Raw genomic sequence first — 19148 nt, forward strand, 5'->3', positions numbered from 1 at the left:
GAATCAGGGGAAACCCTAAACCTCTCTATCTTACGTCCGCCATTACTGCCTTTGGTTGCCGCAAGAGAGCAAAAATATAAAAACCTAAAATAAATCGTCCTTAATGGAGTTAAGAATGAAAAAAGTAAGTTTAATTGCTGCTGCAGTGGCAACTACATTAGCTGCTGGCTCTGCGTTCGCTGTGGATTTTAATGGTTACATGCGTGCTGGTACAGGTATTAGTGGTAATGATGGTGGTGATGTTGCATTCATGAAGAACGGTATTGGCCGTCTAGGTAATGAAAGCGACAACTATTCTGAGTTTGGCTTAGCTGAAGAACTAAAAACTGGTGAGCAAACTTGGCGAGTTGAGTCGATGATTGCTTCTGGTGCTGATGGCGCAAATGGTTGGGAAGACGGCGACTTTAACGTCGCTCAGTTCGCTGTTAAAGCAAAAGGCGTTCTATCTTTTGATGAAGAAGCGACGCTTTGGGCTGGTAAAACATACTACCAACGTAAAGATATCCACATCACTGACTTCTACTTCCTAAATACATCAGGTACTGGTGGCGGTATTGAAAATATCTCGGTTGGTAACCAAAAACTTTCTTTAGCGATTATCCAAGACGGCGAAGATGAGAATGGCGCTGGATACATGGCTGATGCTCGCTTGGCTAATATCGGTCTATGGGAAGATGCTAGTTTAGAGCTTGGTGTTGTTTACAACTTCGGTACTGAAAACAAGAATGGTAAATACGATGGCGATGATGGCCTTCTAGCTACAGGTATTATCCATCAAAATATGAGCAATGGCTTTAACCAAACTGTTGTTCAGCTAGGTACTGCTGGTTACGGTGTTCAAATGGCTAACTTCTGGGGTTCAGGTGCGTACTATGATCGCTCTGGTGAGCAAGATGATGGTTTTGGTTACCGTATTCTGAACTGGGGTGTAATGAATCTAGGCGAATCTTGGGAAATGGGTCACCAACTTGCATACCTAGCAGGTTCTGACTTAGGTGTTGATAAGCATGATTCAAGCCAATACTCTATCGTGGCTCGTCCAATGTATAAGTGGAACGACACAATGCGTACTATCTTCGAAGCGGGCTATAACGCTGGTGAAGTAGATGACGTTGACTTTGGTGGCGCTAAATTTACTGTTGCTCAAGCATGGGCAATGGGTGATAGCTTCTGGGCTCGTCCTGAAATCCGTGTATACGGTAGCTACTTGATGGATCTAGAAGGTGATTCATTCGGTGAGGTTAAAGATGCAAACGGTGTTGTGACTGGTCAAGGTGCAGACAACGATTTCGTTGTTGGTATCCAAGTTGAAGCTTGGTGGTAAACACTTAGTGTAAAAAATCCTAAACTGTCCTAATTCATAGCCGGCTCGCGTCGGCTATTTTTTTAAGGAATGTACGATTAAGTTGATCGTTCCCTAGGTGAATAGTTCTCTTTGTGGTAATTAAAGTGAGTAAATTTCTTAAAAAAATAACAAGAAGGAAGGGTTATGTATTTTAAAGCTCTAATGTTGAGTGGCTGTGTTGCGTTGGCCGGTTGTCAATCTGCGCAAGTTGTCGAGCAAGTGCAAGTGGCACAAGCTGAACAAGTTAACTCTATTGCTGGTCTTCAATTTGCTCCGATGAAGCTGCCAAGTTCAGCTATTTTCGATGTGACACCCGATAGCCAAGTATTAAACTATCAAGGAATAAACAGCCCTGTAGTCGCGATTGAACTGCCTGCAAACCGCGGTGAGTACTCTATTAATATCACTAGTATAATTGGTGACACCGCATTTGTTCCTAATGCTGTCATCTATGACAAGAACGGTCGTGAGTTAGAGCATTATGGAAAAGAGAGCTTTGAGTACGCAAAACCAAGATTACACTTGGGGAACCGTTTGGTTGCTGAAAATGATTTTTACCCGCCAACAACGGCTGAATCGGTTTACTTAGTAATCTATACAGATCAAAACGATTTGGATGGTTTTACCGATGTGATTCATCCGGCTCGCTTAGATGCGGAAGGCCGTGGTAATTATTTACCTGAAGTGAAAGATATCCCGATTCCAAATGCGAACGTGGGTAAGATAGAAGTTACAATCGATAAAGCGAGCTTCTTCTCAATTGGTTCTAGCAGTGATTCTAATGCTAATCCAACGGCAGCAGCCAAGGTTGAAACGGTTCAACCAGAAACGCAAACTTACTATCACAACGCGATTCAAACGGCAGTCGATGCAGACAATATTCCAAAAGCTCTAAGCTTATTAGATGAAGCAAAAGCACTTGGTATTGAAGGCGCACAAGAAGTGTTTGTCAAAGCCGTAAATAAAAAGTAGTCGAATAGTTCGTAAATACTGATTGATATAAAAGAGAAGGGCTCCTAGTAGGGAGCCTTTTTTATTGTTTGAGATAAATGAACAAGTATATATTCACCTAATTATTGAAATTAAAGTGACCACTGGCTTACGCATAATTATAAATAATCAATATAAGTGTAAGTTAGCAGTTATTCATAGCTCTGAGTCAATAGGTGGTGACGAAAATTACTTTCACCTCTTTCACTCATCTTGAGTAACTAGATACGAACTCTATAGACTAATAGCTACTCTAATTATTGATCTTAAATTATATTCATGATGTCCCCTCAGTTAAACTAAAAGTTCACTCCGAAGCCGCCATCCTTTCTACTAAGAACTAAGAACTAAGAAGGCTCGTTTATCACTTAACTCTGAGTATTTATCTATGATAGGCAAAGACCATTGTGTGGTGCATTTGGATTGGTATTTGTTGAGGATAAAAAAGGGAGACTGACGTCTCCCCAAAGGCTAGCTTTCGCTGGTTTATTATCTGTTTATTAGATTCTAAGCTTTTAGGCTTAATTCTTGATGACTGAAACCACGGCCTTATCTACATTGTCATCTAGCTCGTGCGTCGCATTCAATGTGAACGTGTAATCACCACTCTCCGCTACGCTCAATTGACAGTTACCGTCAGTACCTAGGTTGATTGAACCATCAGAAAGTTCAACAGAATCACAACCAAAGTTAGGTGTTTTCCAACCTGCATCCGCAAACTTGAAACCATAGTCTCCCGCTTCCAAAGTACCCGTTACAGAATAAACCCCATTAGCCACAAAGCTCATCGCCCAATCATCAGATGTGCCCCATCCATTCATGTCACCACGAACATACACGGTTGTTTGACCGTATGGTGGAATGCTAGACACATCTTTGCCTGAGTTATCAACTGGCAAGCCAACACCTTGTGCGTCACCTTGAGCTTGCACAAATACAGCGGTGGTTAATGCAGGTACGGTGAAGGTTTGAGCGGCAAAGCTTGCACCTTTCACGGTATCGTCAGCCGAGTTTTGTTGAACGTCATGAAGCGTAAAGCCTGTCGCTCCGGTGATTTTGAACGATTGAGATTTATTAGTTGAATTTACAATAGCAACAATCGCATCATTGGCAGGGTCAAGATCGTCGCCCGCAGACACGCCGTCATCGATAGACATTACAATCAGGCCTTCGACTTGATCTTCGCCAACATTGCGGAAATCGACACGCTTCATGACTTCGTCTGCTGTGTCTAAGCGGAACAGTTCGCTTGAGCTACGAATTTTTAATAGCTCTAGGAATTGCTGTTTAGTCAGGTCAATGTCGTCTGCGTCTGGTTTAGCCGTACTGTCAGCAATGATGGTTTTAATCAGCTCCCAGTTGGCACTATCTTTGTCTTCACGTGGCAAGCCGACGTTCCAGTTGTTGTCAGTACCATCGAACATGACGCGGTTGTACCAGTCACCAGAATCGTAAGAGTCACGCTGCATAGACTTAGAACGAAGTAGTTCAGAACCCATGTGGATGAATGGTATGCCTTGGCCCAACATCACAGTGGAGAGTGATACAGACTGCATACGCGCGCGGTTTGCAGAGCTCGTACCTGCAGCGATTTTGTAGGCGTTGTTATCCCAAAGCGTTTGGTTATCGTGTTTTGAAACGTAAGAGATGTTCTCTGACGGCACCTTGGTGTAACCAGCAGGTGCACCGTTATAGTCAACGTTTTTACCCAGTTTGGTATCGCCTTTGTAATCAATCAGCACGTATTCTGCGAGGTTACCTGCCATCCCTAAACGAACAAGATCTTGGTTATGTAAACGACCATTGATCGAATCTTGATCAACTTTGGTTTCTTCATTGGCAATAGCTGCGTTACCAAAGCCTTGGTTAAAGCGAAGTGGGTGGTTGCCCTCAGAGTCGATGCCACCATCGAACGGGCTACCACCACGTACGGCGTCACGCAAACGGTCTGAGAACGTGCCGATCTCTGTGCCTGCCATGTTGATTTGGTTCGCTTGGTCGAAGCGGGCATTGTTTGCTACTTCACCAAAGTCCCAACCTTCCCCATAGAACAAGGTATTCGGATCGATCTTACGCACTTCTTCCAATGCCTCTACCATTACGTCTTTTGGTTGGTGAGCCATTAAGTCAAAACGGAAACCATCTACTTTATAATCGTCAGCCCATACCTTGAGTGAGTCGACCATCAATTTACCCATCATTAGGTTTTCGGTCGCGGTGTTGTCACAACAGGTCGAGTTTTCCACGCCACCTGTGTTGACGTTAAGACGGTGATAGTACCCAGGGACAATCTTATCCAGTACCGACTTATCGTTCACACCAGACGCATTGGTGTGGTTGTATACCACGTCCATGATCAGCTTAAGATCCATGTCGTGCGTGGCTTTGACCATTTGACGGAATTCGAGAATACGCTGTGCGCCATTAGGATCGGTCGCGTAACTTCCCTCAGGAACCGTGTAATGGAATGGGTCGTAGCCCCAGTTGAAGCTATCAAGCATACGAAGGTCATTCATTAATGCTTGTGCGTCACCCGTTGAAGGGTCATAGCCATCGAGTACATCTTCAATGGTTTTGTTTTCATCTTCGTTACCACACAAAGCGGCAGCAGGTTTTACATCACATAGCTTACCAACGGTGTCAGTAATATCGACACGGCTCGCGGCATCTTCATCGACGGTAGCAATATCAAATGCCGGTAAGATATGCAGCGTGGTTAAACCCGCATCTTTCAGAGCTTGTAGGTGTTTGACCGACTCACGATCGGCTTCTGTAAGAGCGAGGTACTTGCCATTTAGGCTAGCTGTGCCGAGCTTATCGCTGAAGCTAAAGTCACGTAGGTGTGATTCGTAAAGTACGTGGTCTTCGTCTTTCTCTACGGTTGGTCGTAGGTAGTGGTCCCAGTTCACTGGTTTCAAGGTTGAATCATTCAGGTCAATCACTTGAGAGTATGCAGAGTTCTTCGACAAACTGAGAGAGTATGGGTCGGTTACAAGGCGAGTCTCGATGTTGCCTGTGGTTGGATGGTACACCTTCACTTGGTAACGATAGTAACTGTTGACTGCATTAGACACTGCGTCAGTCGCCCAAATACCCGTTTCAGTGTTTTCCGTCATTTGGAGCACTTGTGAACTTTGCAGATCTTCGCTGTATAGGACGAGCTCAACATCTTGCGCGGTTGGTGCCCAAAGCTTGAAGGTCGCTGCACTGCCTTCAACAATCGCGCCTAGTTCTTCACTCATCGCATTACCAGCATCTTCACTAGCAAATACCGCATCAAGTACACCAGCTTTTTGAACCTCAGTTGAAGAGATAACATCGCCATTAGCGTTGTAGGCAACAAGAATTATCTGAGATTTTAAGATGGTACGTAAAGTATTGTCGTCAACGTCAATAGCAAGGGCCGGTAAACTTGCAAGGTGGCGGAAACGTTCTTTTAATTCAGAAGATAGATCTCCGTCTTTGCTTAGTTCAATTGCAGTTCCGCCGACAATCTCTTTGTCATCGTTCATTGTGATGCTGTTGTCTAACGCATAGAAGAGTTTTACAGAATCAGTATTACTTGCCGCTTCCCAACCAATCGTGGTTGCATCTAGCCAGTGTGCTTTTTGACCATCAATATTGACTGGTTGTTCCGAGATCGGGTCGTAGTACAACTCGCTGCTGCCATGGAAACCGAATACACCTTGTGAATCGCCAAGCTTAGTTAACTCGACCTTCGAGTTCGCACTGCCAAATGCTTTTTCATCACCATTGTGCAAGATGAAGTTCATGCATTTGTGTGGGTCAGAGGCATCTGGGTCAACTTTCAATATGTAGTAGGCACCGTAGGTATCGCTGATACCGTCAAATTCATAAGGTGCTTCCCAGTTGGTTCCGGTTTCGCTTAACCCCATGCCGATTAAGTCTGTGCTAGTACAACCTTCGCCATTCCAAAGATGAAGACCCCAACCGTCGTAGGTCGAGTGAGACGCACTTGCGGCCGCGATATCACGTTTGTAGTAAACAACGACTTCGTTTTCGCCAGCTTTGTATAAGCCACTGCTGGCTGCGTCCGTACCGTTGTCGTTATTATTATCACTGCCACATCCCGCGATTAAAGTAGCAGTGAAGAGAGGTAAAATCGCTTTGGCCAAGGTAGATCGTTTGAAACGTCTTTTATTCAAAATATTGACCGTGTTATTGAGATCTATAGTTCTATTGTTCATGTTCACGTTTGATATCCATATGTCACTTTTAATTAGTTGGATATCGTAGTGTTTGTTATGGTCAGCTATTTGTGACCGCTATATATAAAGTTATTTTCAACGGGTAAATATAAGAAACTTAGTGAGCAAATCACAATTTGCGTCGGGTATTTCAAATTTTATTGGGTCGATAACACATAAAAAAGAAGTATATTATCAAGGGCGTAGAGCCTAGGCGTAGGCAATAAGGGGGAGTACTCATCCTTCTTTGTGTGAGGTAATTATCACTATGTTAAGTGCTTATTTTTTAATAGGAATAAAGATCTTTAATATCGTTGGAAAATTATCCGTATAGATAAAGTGAGTATTTTGATTGAGTATCTTTATAATTGAGCCACTTTTATTAAAGCGGTATAGGGGTTTACTATGAGATTGCGAAGTCGAATAGTAAATGAGTAGTCTGTCTTAATCATCCTTATGACAATTGATAGGGCGTAATTGCTAGAGAATGTGAGCTGTTAGCTAAAAAGGGGTCGATGTTGTCTTCATCTATTCAAATCTCCATCACTTATCTGGTGATGGTAGCGGTGTCTGTGTTGTTTGTAAAAAGTTCGAAAGTACTATTAGTGTGGTATTTAGCTGTCGGAGTGGTGACGTTTTTTGTGTATGCAAAGGACAAGAAAGCGGCAATTAATGGCAATTGGCGTGTGCCAGAGAAAACTCTGCACATCTTCTCTTTTGCTGGTGGTTGGCTAGGGGCTTTGATTGCTCAAGATAAACTGCGTCATAAAACGAAAAAGCAGCCGTTCAGAGCGATTTATTGGCTAACAGTAGCAATGAATGTAGCGGCGTTTGTGTGGACGTTAACACCGAGCGGGCAGGCGATATTTGGTCGTTGGGTTAGTGAAATTACCGGGTTTCTTTAAAAACAATGATGGTTAGCAGCTGTGTGCTAACCATCAATAGCTATAGTGAGTCGATTAGAGCATTGGAATCGTTGATGCTAACAGCAAGCCCGCCATACCGTAATTAAAGCTTTTGATGCGTACTGGTGTTGTTAGCCAGTGTTGCAGTTGCTTGCCTGCTGCCGTCCAGAAGGTCACTGATGGTAAGTTAGCGAGAGTGAAAATAGCCGCGATGATCGCAAGCTCCCACCATGAACTGCCACTGCTGTAAACGGAAATGGCAGTCAACGCCATTGACCAACCTTTTGGATTCACCCACTGAAAACTTGCAGCGCCGATGAAGGTCATTGGCTTATAAGCTTCGGTACTTTTAGCTTTGCCACTCAATGCTATCTTAATCGCAAGGTACACGAGGTAAGCAAGACTTAGGTATTTCAAAATTTGGTGTGTCACTGGGTATGCATTGAAAATACCCATTAAGCCGAAACCTACCAATAACAACATCGCTGCAAACCCCAGAGCAATGCCAAGCATGTGCGGAATCGTACGTGCAAAGCCAACATTGGCACCTGATGTCATGAGCATGATGTTATTGGGACCTGGTGTGAAGGTCGAGACAAACGCAAACAAGGCAAGCGCGCTAAGTTGTTCTAAAGGCATTATGGTTCTCCAGCAATAAAATGAACGAAGGTGACTGACCGGTCATGACTTTCACGCGTTGAGAAACATAGTATGTGGAAAGTGAGGCAATTATGTGCTTTTATTATCTCTATTATCACTTAATGCACAATAATAATCAGCTATGGATAGATTTGACGAAAGGATATTGCAAGAGCTTAAATTGGACGGCAGAATCTCCAACATTGAGCTCTCTGAACGAATTGGTTTGTCGGCTTCAGCAACGCTCAGACGAGTACAAGATCTCGAACGTAAAGGTATCATTCAAGGTTACCGCGCGGTTTTGGATAACGGCCTGATGGGGGTGGGCTTTATTGCGTATGTTTCTATTGGGCTTTCTAGTCACAGCAAATCGGCTCAGTTAGAATTTGAACAGCACGTCAGTTTGGAAAAAGAGGTGGTGGAGTGCCACAATATTACCGGTGCGAATGAGTACTTGATCAGGGTAGAGACCAAAGATCTTCCAGCCTATAAAAAGTTTCATGCCAATGTACTTGGCGAGTGTGCTCAGGTTCAATCTATAACGACCATGGTGGTCATGGATACCCCTAAAGACGAACGTTAGTCGAGTTGTATGTCAGGAGAGGCGCAGTGCCCAATACTAATCAGTTGTTATTGTTCTTAGATGTGGTTCAACAAGGGTCGTTCACCAAAGCGGCAACCTTACATGATATGGATAACTCATCCCTCTCTAAACAGATTAAAAAGCTTGAGCAAGACTTAGGTGTGCAGCTGCTCAATCGTTCTACGCGCTCGTTTTCTTTAACGTCGGCGGGTGAAGATATTCTCGCGCAAACCTATGTGTTAAAAGATACCATCAATCAGATACAAGGCATTGCTGATTCCTATCAGTCTGAGCCTAAAGGTGTGCTACGAATTACGTCGCCGATCTATTTTGGTCAGCAATACCTGCAACCTATCATCACTCAGTTTATGAGAAGGTATCCTGATGTTCAGATTGTGCTGTCGCTAGACGACAAGATAGCCAACATTATTGCTGGTCAGTTTGATATCGCATTTCGCTTTAGCAAGCTTGTTGAATCGAATTTGATCGCAAAGAAGATTGCCGATAGTAACTTCATGCTGGTTGCGTCAAACGACTTTGTGAAAAAACATGGTGAGCCTAAGACGCCACAAGACTTGCTCGCGTTACCTGCTGTTATTTATACCAATGGCGATATGACGGTCGATCATCTAAGTATCAGCGAAGAGCCGCATGGTAACACTTTCCAAAGTCTAACGATTCGTGGCAATTATAAGGTGAGCGATGTCCGCACTATGGTGTCTTGCGTTAAAGATGGCTTAGGGTATGGCTTTGTTGACCAATCTAATCTGTACGCCTCAATGAAAGAGCTGGGCTTGGTCACCTTACTTCCTGATTACCCAATCTCAACGATAGATACGGCTATCTACGCTGTGTATCCGCACCGCAAGCAGACTAAACTGGTGAAAGAGTTCATCACTACAGTTCAAGACTATATTGGATCTCCAACGATTTGGGAGAAAATGCAGCAAGGTTAGTTGTATTTTAAATATATCAAACGTGAAAAAGGAGCCAGATCGTCATACGATCTGGCTCCTTTTTATTATTCCCGCGAGAACCGATTTACAATGTAAAGTATAGCTATGACTGGCGTGAACGGCTATTTGTATTCACAAATGTCTATCAATGAATCACGTCCTTTCCGCTCGGGTAGGCTTTTGAACCTGTGACATGACCGTCGACTTTTTTACCATAGTAACCTTGGTGATTGTGGTAACGCTTAGCATTGCCAGCAACATCCCCCTTATATCGAGGGTCTTGTGGACGTTCATGGCTGTTGACGAAAGCAGCCACATCCCATGCTTCCTGAATCGAAAGCTGTTGGCTCTTTCCAAGCGGCATGTTTTCGTAAATGAAGTATGCAGCCGTGTTTACGCGATGCATACCTGCGCCCCAGTTGAATGAGTTCTCGCCCCAAAGTGGTGGTAGATATGAGTGATCGTCTGCGCCTTTAATACCTTCACCATTTTGACCGTGACACGTCTGACAGCTCGCCTGGTAAACCTTTTCACCACGTGCTATTGATGGTTCTTTTTCAGGGTTATCGATCTTAGGGTAGCCACGACCTGCTAGCTTGCTGCGGTCATCGATTGGGTATTTGCTTAGCAGCTCCTCAGGAAGAGGGAAGCTTTCAGTTTTACCACCGACTTGTAAGTCTGCATCGCTTATCTCAGGAACGGGCGTATCTTGTAGGCCATTCTTGTCTAAGATTCCTCCCATGGTTAACCAGTATGAATAAGCTGTAAGTGCGACCATCTCTTTTGAATCAACTGCTGGTGGTAAGCCATTCATAGAGTAAGTGAAACAACCTTGGATCCGTTCCGCGTAGCTATTTACCTTATCGTTTTTCTTACGGTAAGCAGGGTAGGCCATGTATGCACCCCAAAGAGGCGCGGCATTTGGTTTCATGCCCGCTTGCATGTGGCAGTTTACACAGTTTTGTTCATTGCCAACGAACGTACCACGCATCTGCTGTGAGTCGACAAACAGCGAATAGCCCAGTTTGACTTTGTCACCAAATTCCCCTGCAGGAATATTGACTAAATCTCGTGGCACCAGATATTTGTTATCTTGAGGTTTCTCAACGGCTGGCAGTTCGGTTTGACGATCGGGCAATTCACCTTCGGCATAAGCGATTCCAGAGGCAAGGGTTGCGGTAATTAAGAGTAATGTTTTCATGCGAGCCCTTTAGTATCGGAAAGATGCGAAGTAGTAAGATAGGTTTTTGATTTCATCGTCGGTCAACTTGCCAGCGATATTGCCCATCATGTTCAAATCATCCCCCTTGCGAGTGCCGCTTTTCCAAGCGTTGAGCTGGGTTTGAATGTAGTCGGCGTGCTGGCTCGCTAGACGTGGGAACTTGTCTACGCCCATACCACTTGGCCCGTGACACGTAGCACACGCTGGAATGTTTCGATCCCAATCGCCTTGGAATACCAGCTTGCGATACGGGTTATCAATATCAGCCTGTGAGCCGCGCTGCTCTAAATCGGTGAATTCGTAAGAAGGTAATGATGCGAAGTACTCTGCAACTTCACGACGAATAGCAGGGTCGGATACACCATCCGCCATGCCTTTCATGATTGCACTTTGACGCTCGCCACTAGAAAACAAAATCAGTTGATGTTCGAGGTAATCAGCATTGAGCCCTGCAAGCATAGGGGCGATGTTGGGCATGCCTTTTCCATCAGCTTGGTGGCAGCCGCTGCAGGTTTCTGCGGCTTCTGGCATTGGATTAGGCGCGGCTTGTGCAAAACCAGCTAAAGAAAGGCTTCCTAAAGCTGCGATGCAAAGCGTTAAAGTTTGAGTTCTAATTTTCAGCTTAGTCATGAGGTGTCGCTATTGGTTACAATGCACGCATTTTCGGCATAATTGATTGTTGGCGCTATTGTGGATTTCCACATTAATTCATTAATAACTTGAGGTAAGTCTCACATTAATAACCTCACTTAACTTAGTGGTAATAACTCAACCTAGCGGTAATGGTGTGAAGTCCGATTGGCTGATCCAATTACTGTTAATGAAACGCAAGGGAGCTGCCATGTTCGCCTCAGTGTCAATGTTTGTTAAGGCTCTTTTATGGCACCGATAGTGTAAGCATAGCCGCTTGATAGGGGCTGGCTAAAAAAGTTGTGGTGAAGTGAAGATTGCCTGCTTTCTATATAAAGGAGGGGAAGAGCAGAGCAACCCCAAAACGATGGATTGCTCTGTTGTACCCATAATTACGCATGAGTCGAGGCGTGTGTGGCCCCAATAATGCGACCTTGTATAGCTCGGCTTACACTTTGTAGATCTTAGCCGGAAGCGCTTGCCTTGCTGCTGCGCCCACAACCCAATCGAGCATGACGCCTTTGCCTTCTCTCGTCGGGTCAATCAAGCCTATATCATTGATGTTAACGCCATCGTTCGACTTCATTTTTACTGGTTGCTGCGTGTCACCAATCCAGTGTGCACGCTCACCGAGTTCTTTATGGCCAAAGCCGTGTTCAAAACCTAATGTGCCCGGCTTGATACCATCAATAACCATCGCCAATGCCTGTGTGGTTGAGCTCGGTGTTTCAATGGCAAATACGTCACCGGTTTTGATGCCTGCTGAAGAGGCGTCTTGTGGGTGAATGTAAACCGGGTTCACGCCTTTGATGGACTCTAAGCGTGGTGACAAGTTAGACACTGCACTGTGAATGTTGGATTTAAAGTTAGTCAGGGTGAACGGCCACTCTTTTACTGGGAACTGCTCTGCCAAAGGTGTGCCGTCTGCCAGCTTTTGTGGGTACCATGTCGGACAACCCATGTACTGTTCGCCACTAATGGTGTTGCGAGAGGTGCCAAGCTTTTCATTCCAGATAGCCAATGGTTTGGTCCATTTGTACTTCATGGTTTCACTGGTGTACGCATTGGTTGCGTCTTCAAAACGACCGCCACGCGCAAAGATATACGCCACTTTAAGCATCTCTTCTGGTTTGAGCGTTTTGTTCATCACGGGTACTAGGCGTTCTAAACCAGACCAAACGATATCTTCAGCATCGACATTCGGCACGCCGCCTTTTACGAATGCCAAGTTAGCCGCTGAGCGCAGGTAGAAATCTTCAGCGCTATGAATACCGTGCCAGTTACCTTGGCTATCTTTAATTGCGTTGTCGCCAAAGCCACCTAAGCCAAGCGTTTTCGCCACATCAATAAAGAAATTCTCTAGGTTGATGGCGCGCCCGTCTTGAGTGCGTGAGGTTTTCGGTTCAACAATCGGCCAACGAGCGGTGATCGTTTTAGTTGCGACGCCATGCCACGGTGTGGCCATGCCCCAGCTTTCGTAGGTCACTGTGTCTGGCACGAGGTAATCCGATAACGCTGTGGTCTCATTGATGAAGGCATCGATAGAGACTATCAAGCCAAGCTGTTTTGGATCTTTAAGCTTCTCACCCAACAAGTTGTCTAAACCCGGAACCCCATAAAGTGGGTTCGCCATGTGGTTGATCCACGCTTTTGCTCGGTAGGGGTAGCCATCAATGGCAGCTGATAAGTGCTCAGTTAAAAGCGGCGCAGAGATTGGGTACCACGGCGCGCGTGTCGGGTAGGGTGATTCTCCGGCTGCAATACGACGTTTGTATTCGCTGGTTTTGTGATACGGGAATTTACTGCGAGATAAGAACACGCCTTGAGGCTTAGTCTTACCCTTGAACTTAGTAAAGTCGTAACGAGGACCTGCGACCGAAGTTGGGTAGCCGCCCGCTTTCGCCATCGCACCGCCTTTTGCGTTGATGTTACCGATCAGCGCGTTCAACATTAAGATAGAGAACGAGTTGTAGAAGCCGTTGGTGTGCATGTTGCCACCGTGGGTATCGACAACGGCTTTCGTTCCGTAGCTAGTGAAGCGTTTTGCTAGTGCAATAATTTGGTCTTGCGGGATTTCACACTGCTCGCTGTAGTAAGCAAGGTCATATTTGAAGGCTTCTTCTTTCAACCTTTGTAGAGAAGACTTAACACGAACGGTCTGACCATCGATCTCTACGTCTTGATCGACAAACAGAGCTGCTTCATCTACTTGAATATGTGATGTTAATAGTGACGTTGTCACATCGAGCGTGATGAATCCGTCATCGTCAGATAGTGGTTCGCCCGTTTCTAGCAAACCAATATCCGATGTGCGAAGCATGCGCCCGTTTTGTGGGTGTGTTTCGTCGCTGATAACAAGGTGAGATGCATTACACCAGTGTGTGGTGCCAGCTTTCTGCATCGCTTGTGCGCTTGGGCGAGACAAGAAGTCGTGATTGTAGCGCTGGTTTTCGATGATCCATTGGATCATGCCCAGAACTAATGCTGAATCGGTGCCCGGCTTGATCGGCAGCCAGTTGTTGCGATCGCCCGCCGCGAGGCTTGATGACCCTGCAGGAAGGCTTGGTGTCACTATGGTGTAGCTTAGCTTTCCGTTCGTGCGAGCTTCAGCAAGTTGTCGTGCTTGACGCTTAAACGGGTTACCCGCTTGAGCCGGAGACATACCGATGAACAGAATGAACTCAGCGTTGTTGAAGTCGGGCTTTAAATGCGAGAACTTGTCTAGATCGTTCATGATTGCACCTGAACCTGCGCGGAACGCGTAACCACAGTAAGAGCCGTGGTGACCGAAGTTGCGAGTACCGTAACTGTTGAATGCAAAGCGCTTCAAGATGTCGTCACGGCCTTCATTACCGGCATTCGTCACTAGTAATTGGTTGGCTTTTGGTCCGTATTCAGGGTTATTCGGGTCGAGTGGTGTTTCGATGTCACGAATCGAACGCAATCCTTCCACTTCGCCTTCGCCGAACAAGTCACCACCTTCGGTGATTTCAGAGATTAGCTGCTCGTAACTGATTGGCTCCCACTTGCCTTCACCACGTTTACCGACACGTTTGAGCGGTTGAGTGATTCGGTATGGGCTGTTTTGAATCTCTAACATACCGTTACCACGGGCGCAGGCAGTCGAGCGGTTATTGATGCCCGATTCACCAGACAAGCCAATGTAGGCGTCTTTTACAGGCGTTGTGAAGGGGATATGTTGGTCGTTTGATAGCGGGTGATACGGGTTGCCCGAGATACGTAAGATCTCGTCATTACGATTATCGATCCGTACACGTAGACCACACAGTGTCCAGCAACCAAAACACATAGAGGGTGCAACACGTTGGTTTGGATTTGGTGAGATCTTACCTTGTTCATCGACACTGTATTCCGTCTCTAATGAATTACCGTGGTGGATGTGGTTGGTTTTTTTACCCGCGGTGCCATCGATAGCACCGTGAACCATGTGTTTTGTGGTTGTCGCATAACCTGCAGCAAAAGCTCCAACACCACCGGCAGCAAGGCCTGTTTTCAAAAATTGACGACGTTTGTTATCCATGATGATTCCTTAGACTACAAGCTATGTGAGCGGTTAAGTGGTGACGATGCTTTATGAGCTGATTTAACCGATAGGGCTTTTGTTGATACGATTTCAGAAGCGAACAGCGCAAGTGCTAACCAAAGACCACACATACCAGCAATGCCGAGTAAACCTGCGCTCCCCATAGGCAGTTCATAAGGGAATGGGCCCACATCAAAACGTGGAATGGTTTGAACTTCCATCATGGTGACCCAACGTACCGCCCATGCTGAAAGGATGGTCGCAAGCGCAATACAGACGATTCCAAGCTTGCTTCGCGACAGGCGCTGCAGTGGTAGAACTAAAATCATGCACAGCAAAATGCTCGTGGTCATAATGCCTAAATTGATGCCCCACGTGTCGTTCTCATATAGGTTGAAGTGGCCATGGTTAGATGCCCAAATTGATGTGAGAATGATGGCAAGGCCACCTGTTAAGGTAATGGTTTTCTGTATCAGTGATAGATCGGTTGTTTTTAGGTTTGGTTCACTTGATGGCAAAAGAGCCCAAATCAATAGCGCTAAACCTATTGCGGCAAAGAATGCCGTGGAGAACCAAAGTAGCGGAGATGCAGGTTGGTGCCAAAGTGGTCGGCTCGCCAAAATTGCAATCTCGGCACCGGTGTAAAGCGCAATGCTTAAGCCCGATACAGCCGTCACAGCAGCGAGTGCAATCATTAGCTTGGTTGAAACCTGCCATTGGCCTAGCGTAAGCCAAGACAAGCGTTTTAAAAGTGGATTTTCACTCTCTTTAAGCTGTGCGATGTCGTCACGTAGGTAAACCCACGCGGTAGCAACAGCAAGGCCTGAAAATAGAGGCAGAAACAGAGAACCCACCCACATCCACGACCAAGGTGTGATGTGAGCATAAAAATGCCATGCGCGTCCCGGTTGGTGTAAGTCACCTGTTAGCGCGAGTGGTCCAACAATCCCGCCAATCGCCATGACAAGCACAAGCGCTGATCGGAATTGGTGACTGGTTGAGTCTTTGAATATCAGTGCAATCAAAAACAGAATAGCGGCCGCGTAAGCCGAACCAATGTAGAAAAAATATTGAACCGCCCACGGTAGCCAAGCCATTTCTTGAGCGGGAACTAACACCTCAGTGATATTCATGCTGTCTCTCCTTGTTTACCTTGTGTCGCGATTGCCAGTTCTTGTTTGCTAGAGGACAAGTTATCAATGGCGGCTGGATCATAAATCGCAGGCTGACCTTCGATATGGCTAACGAAACGCTCGTTCATGCCGATATAGAAAACATGTGGGTTGGTATTTTGCTCTGGCTTGAGCACCTTGATGTCGTCTTGGTTTTCATTAAGCAGGCGGTTGATCTCGCTGTTTGGGTCTTTGAGGTCACCAATAACGCGCGCACCACCAACACAGGTTTCGACACAAGCGGGCAGTAAGCCATCTTCAAGGCGGTGTGCACAGAAGGTACATTTGTCTGCGGTAAGGGTGTCGTTATTGATGAAGCGAGCGTCGTAAGGACAGGCTTGAACACAGTAAGCACAAGCTACGCAACGTTCGTTGTCGACCATTACAATGCCGTCTTCGCGTTGGAAGGTCGCTTGAACAGGACAAACCTTAATGCACGGAGCATCGTCGCAGTGGTTACACAGACGAGGCAACATGAATGACTTCACCTCTTGTTGAGTAGTCGAACCATCATCAAGGGAGACTTCATACTGTTTTACGGTGGTTCTGAACTGGCCAATTGGCGCTTGGTTTTCAACGCTACAGCCAACAGTGCACGCCTGACAGCCAACGCATTTACGTAAATCAACCGCCATGGCGTAGCGTTTACCTACTTCGCCTTTGCGGTCAGGTTGGTTGTTATTGCGAATGGCTGTGCTTGCGACTGCGGTGTTGATTCCGGTGATGGGAATGAGCGCAGCACCAGCGGAAACCTTGCCGAATTGGCTGAGAAACCGTCTTTTCAATGAGTCCATATTGGTACCTATAAATGGGTATTCGTTCTGTTGGGCTCATTGTCAGTTTTTGACCGTTCATGGGATATTGTGGATTTCCACATACCCAGATCAAAGTTGATCTAGAACAAATGTGGTTTTGCCAATCTAGCTGTTATGCTTTGTTTTAGAGGCTTATTTAAGGCGATCTAAAGCATAAGTTGAGCGTTCAACATGTTGCTGACATAAAATGAATCGAGAATAAATTGAATAAACAGTCCGTTTGGAGAAATAGATTTTAGTGAGCGTTCGAAAACTAATGACAATCGTTAGCCTTTGTTGGTTAAGCCTAACCTCAGGTGCGTGTTTCGCGGCTCGATCTGAACAAGCGATAGTAGCCCCAAGCCCAAGCCCAAGCCCAAGCCTCACTGAACCCGACCAGATTATCGAAGTTGGCGTGTTAGCAACTCGAGGTAAGCTTTCGGCGCGGCAACGCTGGCAACCAACAATGGATTGGTTGTCTGAGCGAATCCCAGGTAAGCACTTTGTCCTCAAACCATTTAACTTGGAAGAGATGGCCGAAGCGGTGAAAGACGTCAACGTCGATTTTGTTGTCACCAACCCGGGGCAGGCGGTGCGATTAGGGCGTCAGTATGCGCTCTCTTGGATAGCAACCATGACCAGTCACAATTACGACGATCAAGGTGTGAGCAGCACGCGCAGTATCGGTTCCGCATTGGTGGTGAGAAGAATGTCACCTTATATCTCTTTTGAACAATTGAGCGGAAAGCCAATTGCTGCCGTGTCAGAAAATGCGTTTGGTGGTTACCTGACTATGCGTTATCAAATAATGCAAGAGGGGCTCAATCCCAACCACTTTTTCTCTAATACTCAGTTCTTAGGTTTTCCTATTGATGCCAGCTTATACCAGCTGCGAGAAGGGCACATTGAAGCGGCTGTGGTACCTGTGTGTTTAGTTGAGAGCATGATCAGCGAAGGTTTGCTAGTCGCTGGCCAATATCGAATTATCGGCAATCAAGCGCCTGAAGGATTCCGATGCCAAGTGTCTACGCCGTTGTACCCTAACTGGTCGTTTGCCAAAACAGAAAGAGCCTCTTCAGCACTGGCTAAACAAATGAGTCAGGTGCTGTTTTCAATGGCAAAGAGCAGTGCACCCGCCATTGCGGCAAATGCTTCGGGTTGGACGTCACCGACAAGCCTGCTCTCGATAGACAAGCTCTATCAACAACTCGACATGCACCCACTGCAACAGCCTTGGTGGAAAGAAGCGTTAATCTGGCTTAAGTACAACCAGCAGTGGGCGTGGGCGTTCTTTATTCTTGTCGTATTACTGAATGCTTACCATTTTTGGTTGGAATATAAATTTAGCCGCAGTAAAAAACAGTTAGAAGCCACGTTGCACAAGTTAAAAAGTAAGAGTGAGCAGCTCGAGCATTCGCAACGGATCGCGGTAGTCGGTGAGTTGGGAAGCAGTTTGGCGCACGAAATCAATCAGCCTCTGGCAGCGATTCGTAACTATAGCGAAGGTGGTTTACTGCGGGTTTCGAAGAACAAACCATTGACCGATATTGAACCTGTGTTCGAGAAAATTCAGTCTCAAGTGGATCGTGCTGATGCGATCATTCAACGCTTAAGAAACATGATTAAGAAACGCTCATCTGAGAAGTCTCAGACCGACATCGAGCAGCTACTCACAGACACCATTGAGTTGCTGCAATTTCGATTACAGAAGCACAATATAACTATTAAACGCTACGCGGTCGGACAGCCTATTACTTTGTATATTGATCCTGTGGGCATACAACAAGTAATTGTAAACCTGATCAATAATGCGACAGATGCGTGTAACATACAGCAGCAACGCGAACACAGCGCGATGTCTGATATTAATAACAAAAACGGCAAGCTTGCGACAATTAAAGTGATTACCGAGTATCAACCGGATAAAATGATGTTGTCGGTTATTGATAACGGAACGGGGTTAGATCTTGCCGAGCAACAAGTTACCCAAGCCTTTGTGAGCAGTAAAGAAAATGGCTTGGGATTAGGGCTTTCGATTTGCCAAGACGTGATTGAAGACCACAGTGGTAAAATGGCCATTGTGTCACTTGCTCCTCATGGCTGTCACGTTGAGGTAACGTTACCTTTTTCTCTTTCAAATGATTCATAAGGAATCTTGTT

13 protein-coding genes are annotated in these 19148 nt (G+C 45.8%); 6 read left to right on the forward strand and 7 right to left on the reverse strand.

Annotated elements, in window-relative coordinates:
- Positions 1-115: 115 nt before the first annotated feature.
- Together lamB and OCV24_RS16730 are read left to right on the forward strand one after the other, a co-directional pair.
- Entirely contained in the window at positions 116-1324 is a 1209-nt protein-coding gene (gene lamB, locus OCV24_RS16725; RefSeq protein WP_017057851.1) for a maltoporin LamB, read from the forward strand.
- 165 nt (positions 1325-1489) lie between these two features.
- Entirely contained in the window at positions 1490-2317 is an 828-nt protein-coding gene (locus tag OCV24_RS16730) for a MalM family protein (RefSeq protein ID WP_102506743.1), read from the forward strand.
- A 539-nt stretch (positions 2318-2856) separates the two neighbouring features.
- Here OCV24_RS16730 and pulA read toward each other — a convergent pair.
- Positions 2857-6504 carry a pullulanase-type alpha-1,6-glucosidase gene (gene pulA / locus OCV24_RS16735; RefSeq protein WP_150877748.1) on the reverse strand — a complete coding sequence of 1216 codons (3648 nt, stop codon included), beginning with the start codon at positions 6502-6504 and terminating at the stop codon, positions 2857-2859.
- A gap of 554 nt (positions 6505-7058) precedes the next feature.
- Between pulA and OCV24_RS16740 the strand changes: the two genes are divergently transcribed.
- Positions 7059-7448 carry a DUF1294 domain-containing protein gene (locus OCV24_RS16740; protein WP_017057854.1) on the forward strand — a complete coding sequence of 130 codons (390 nt, stop codon included), beginning with the start codon at positions 7059-7061 and terminating at the stop codon, positions 7446-7448.
- A 54-nt stretch (positions 7449-7502) separates the two neighbouring features.
- Here the strand turns inward: OCV24_RS16740 and OCV24_RS16745 are convergent, their stop codons facing one another.
- Positions 7503-8087, reverse strand: a complete 585-nt coding sequence (locus tag OCV24_RS16745) for a LysE family translocator (RefSeq protein WP_017057855.1) — start codon at positions 8085-8087, stop codon at positions 7503-7505.
- Between the two features lie 142 nt (positions 8088-8229).
- Here OCV24_RS16745 and OCV24_RS16750 point away from each other — a divergent pair, with 142 nt between their 5' ends.
- Together OCV24_RS16750 and OCV24_RS16755 are read left to right on the forward strand one after the other, a co-directional pair.
- A complete protein-coding gene (locus OCV24_RS16750; RefSeq protein WP_032547968.1) occupies positions 8230-8670 on the forward strand; it encodes an Lrp/AsnC family transcriptional regulator in 441 nt (146 codons plus the stop codon).
- A 26-nt stretch (positions 8671-8696) separates the two neighbouring features.
- A complete protein-coding gene (locus OCV24_RS16755) occupies positions 8697-9626 on the forward strand; it encodes a LysR family transcriptional regulator (RefSeq protein ID WP_017057857.1) in 930 nt (309 codons plus the stop codon).
- A 145-nt stretch (positions 9627-9771) separates the two neighbouring features.
- Here OCV24_RS16755 and OCV24_RS16760 read toward each other — a convergent pair whose 3' ends face one another.
- From OCV24_RS16760 to dsrO, 5 genes are all read right to left on the reverse strand, one after another.
- Positions 9772-10827, reverse strand: coding sequence for a c-type cytochrome (locus tag OCV24_RS16760; RefSeq protein WP_046223212.1), 1056 nt, complete (start codon positions 10825-10827; stop codon positions 9772-9774).
- Positions 10828-10836: 9 nt separating this feature from the next.
- The gene (locus tag OCV24_RS16765; RefSeq protein ID WP_017057859.1) at positions 10837-11478 is read right to left on the reverse strand and encodes a c-type cytochrome; all 642 of its coding nucleotides are present in this window, start codon (positions 11476-11478) and stop codon (positions 10837-10839) included.
- Between the two features lie 448 nt (positions 11479-11926).
- On the reverse strand, positions 11927-15019 hold the full coding sequence (locus OCV24_RS16770; RefSeq protein ID WP_150877501.1) for a tetrathionate reductase subunit A: 3093 nt from the start codon (positions 15017-15019) through the stop codon (positions 11927-11929).
- A 14-nt stretch (positions 15020-15033) separates the two neighbouring features.
- Positions 15034-16155 (reverse strand): NrfD/PsrC family molybdoenzyme membrane anchor subunit, encoded by a 1122-nt coding sequence (gene nrfD / locus OCV24_RS16775; protein WP_150877499.1) that lies wholly within the window; start codon positions 16153-16155, stop codon positions 15034-15036.
- On the reverse strand, positions 16152-16988 hold the full coding sequence (gene dsrO, locus OCV24_RS16780; RefSeq protein WP_137007820.1) for a sulfate reduction electron transfer complex DsrMKJOP subunit DsrO: 837 nt from the start codon (positions 16986-16988) through the stop codon (positions 16152-16154). Before dsrO ends, nrfD begins: the two co-directional genes overlap by 4 nt.
- Positions 16989-17247: 259 nt before the next feature.
- Here dsrO and OCV24_RS16785 point away from each other — a divergent pair, with 259 nt between their 5' ends.
- On the forward strand, positions 17248-19137 hold the full coding sequence (locus OCV24_RS16785; RefSeq protein WP_137007821.1) for a sensor histidine kinase: 1890 nt from the start codon (positions 17248-17250) through the stop codon (positions 19135-19137).
- The last annotated feature ends 11 nt before the right edge of the window (positions 19138-19148 follow it).

This window comes from Vibrio kanaloae (assembly GCF_024347535.1).
Classification (GTDB): Bacteria; Pseudomonadota; Gammaproteobacteria; order Enterobacterales; family Vibrionaceae; genus Vibrio; species Vibrio kanaloae.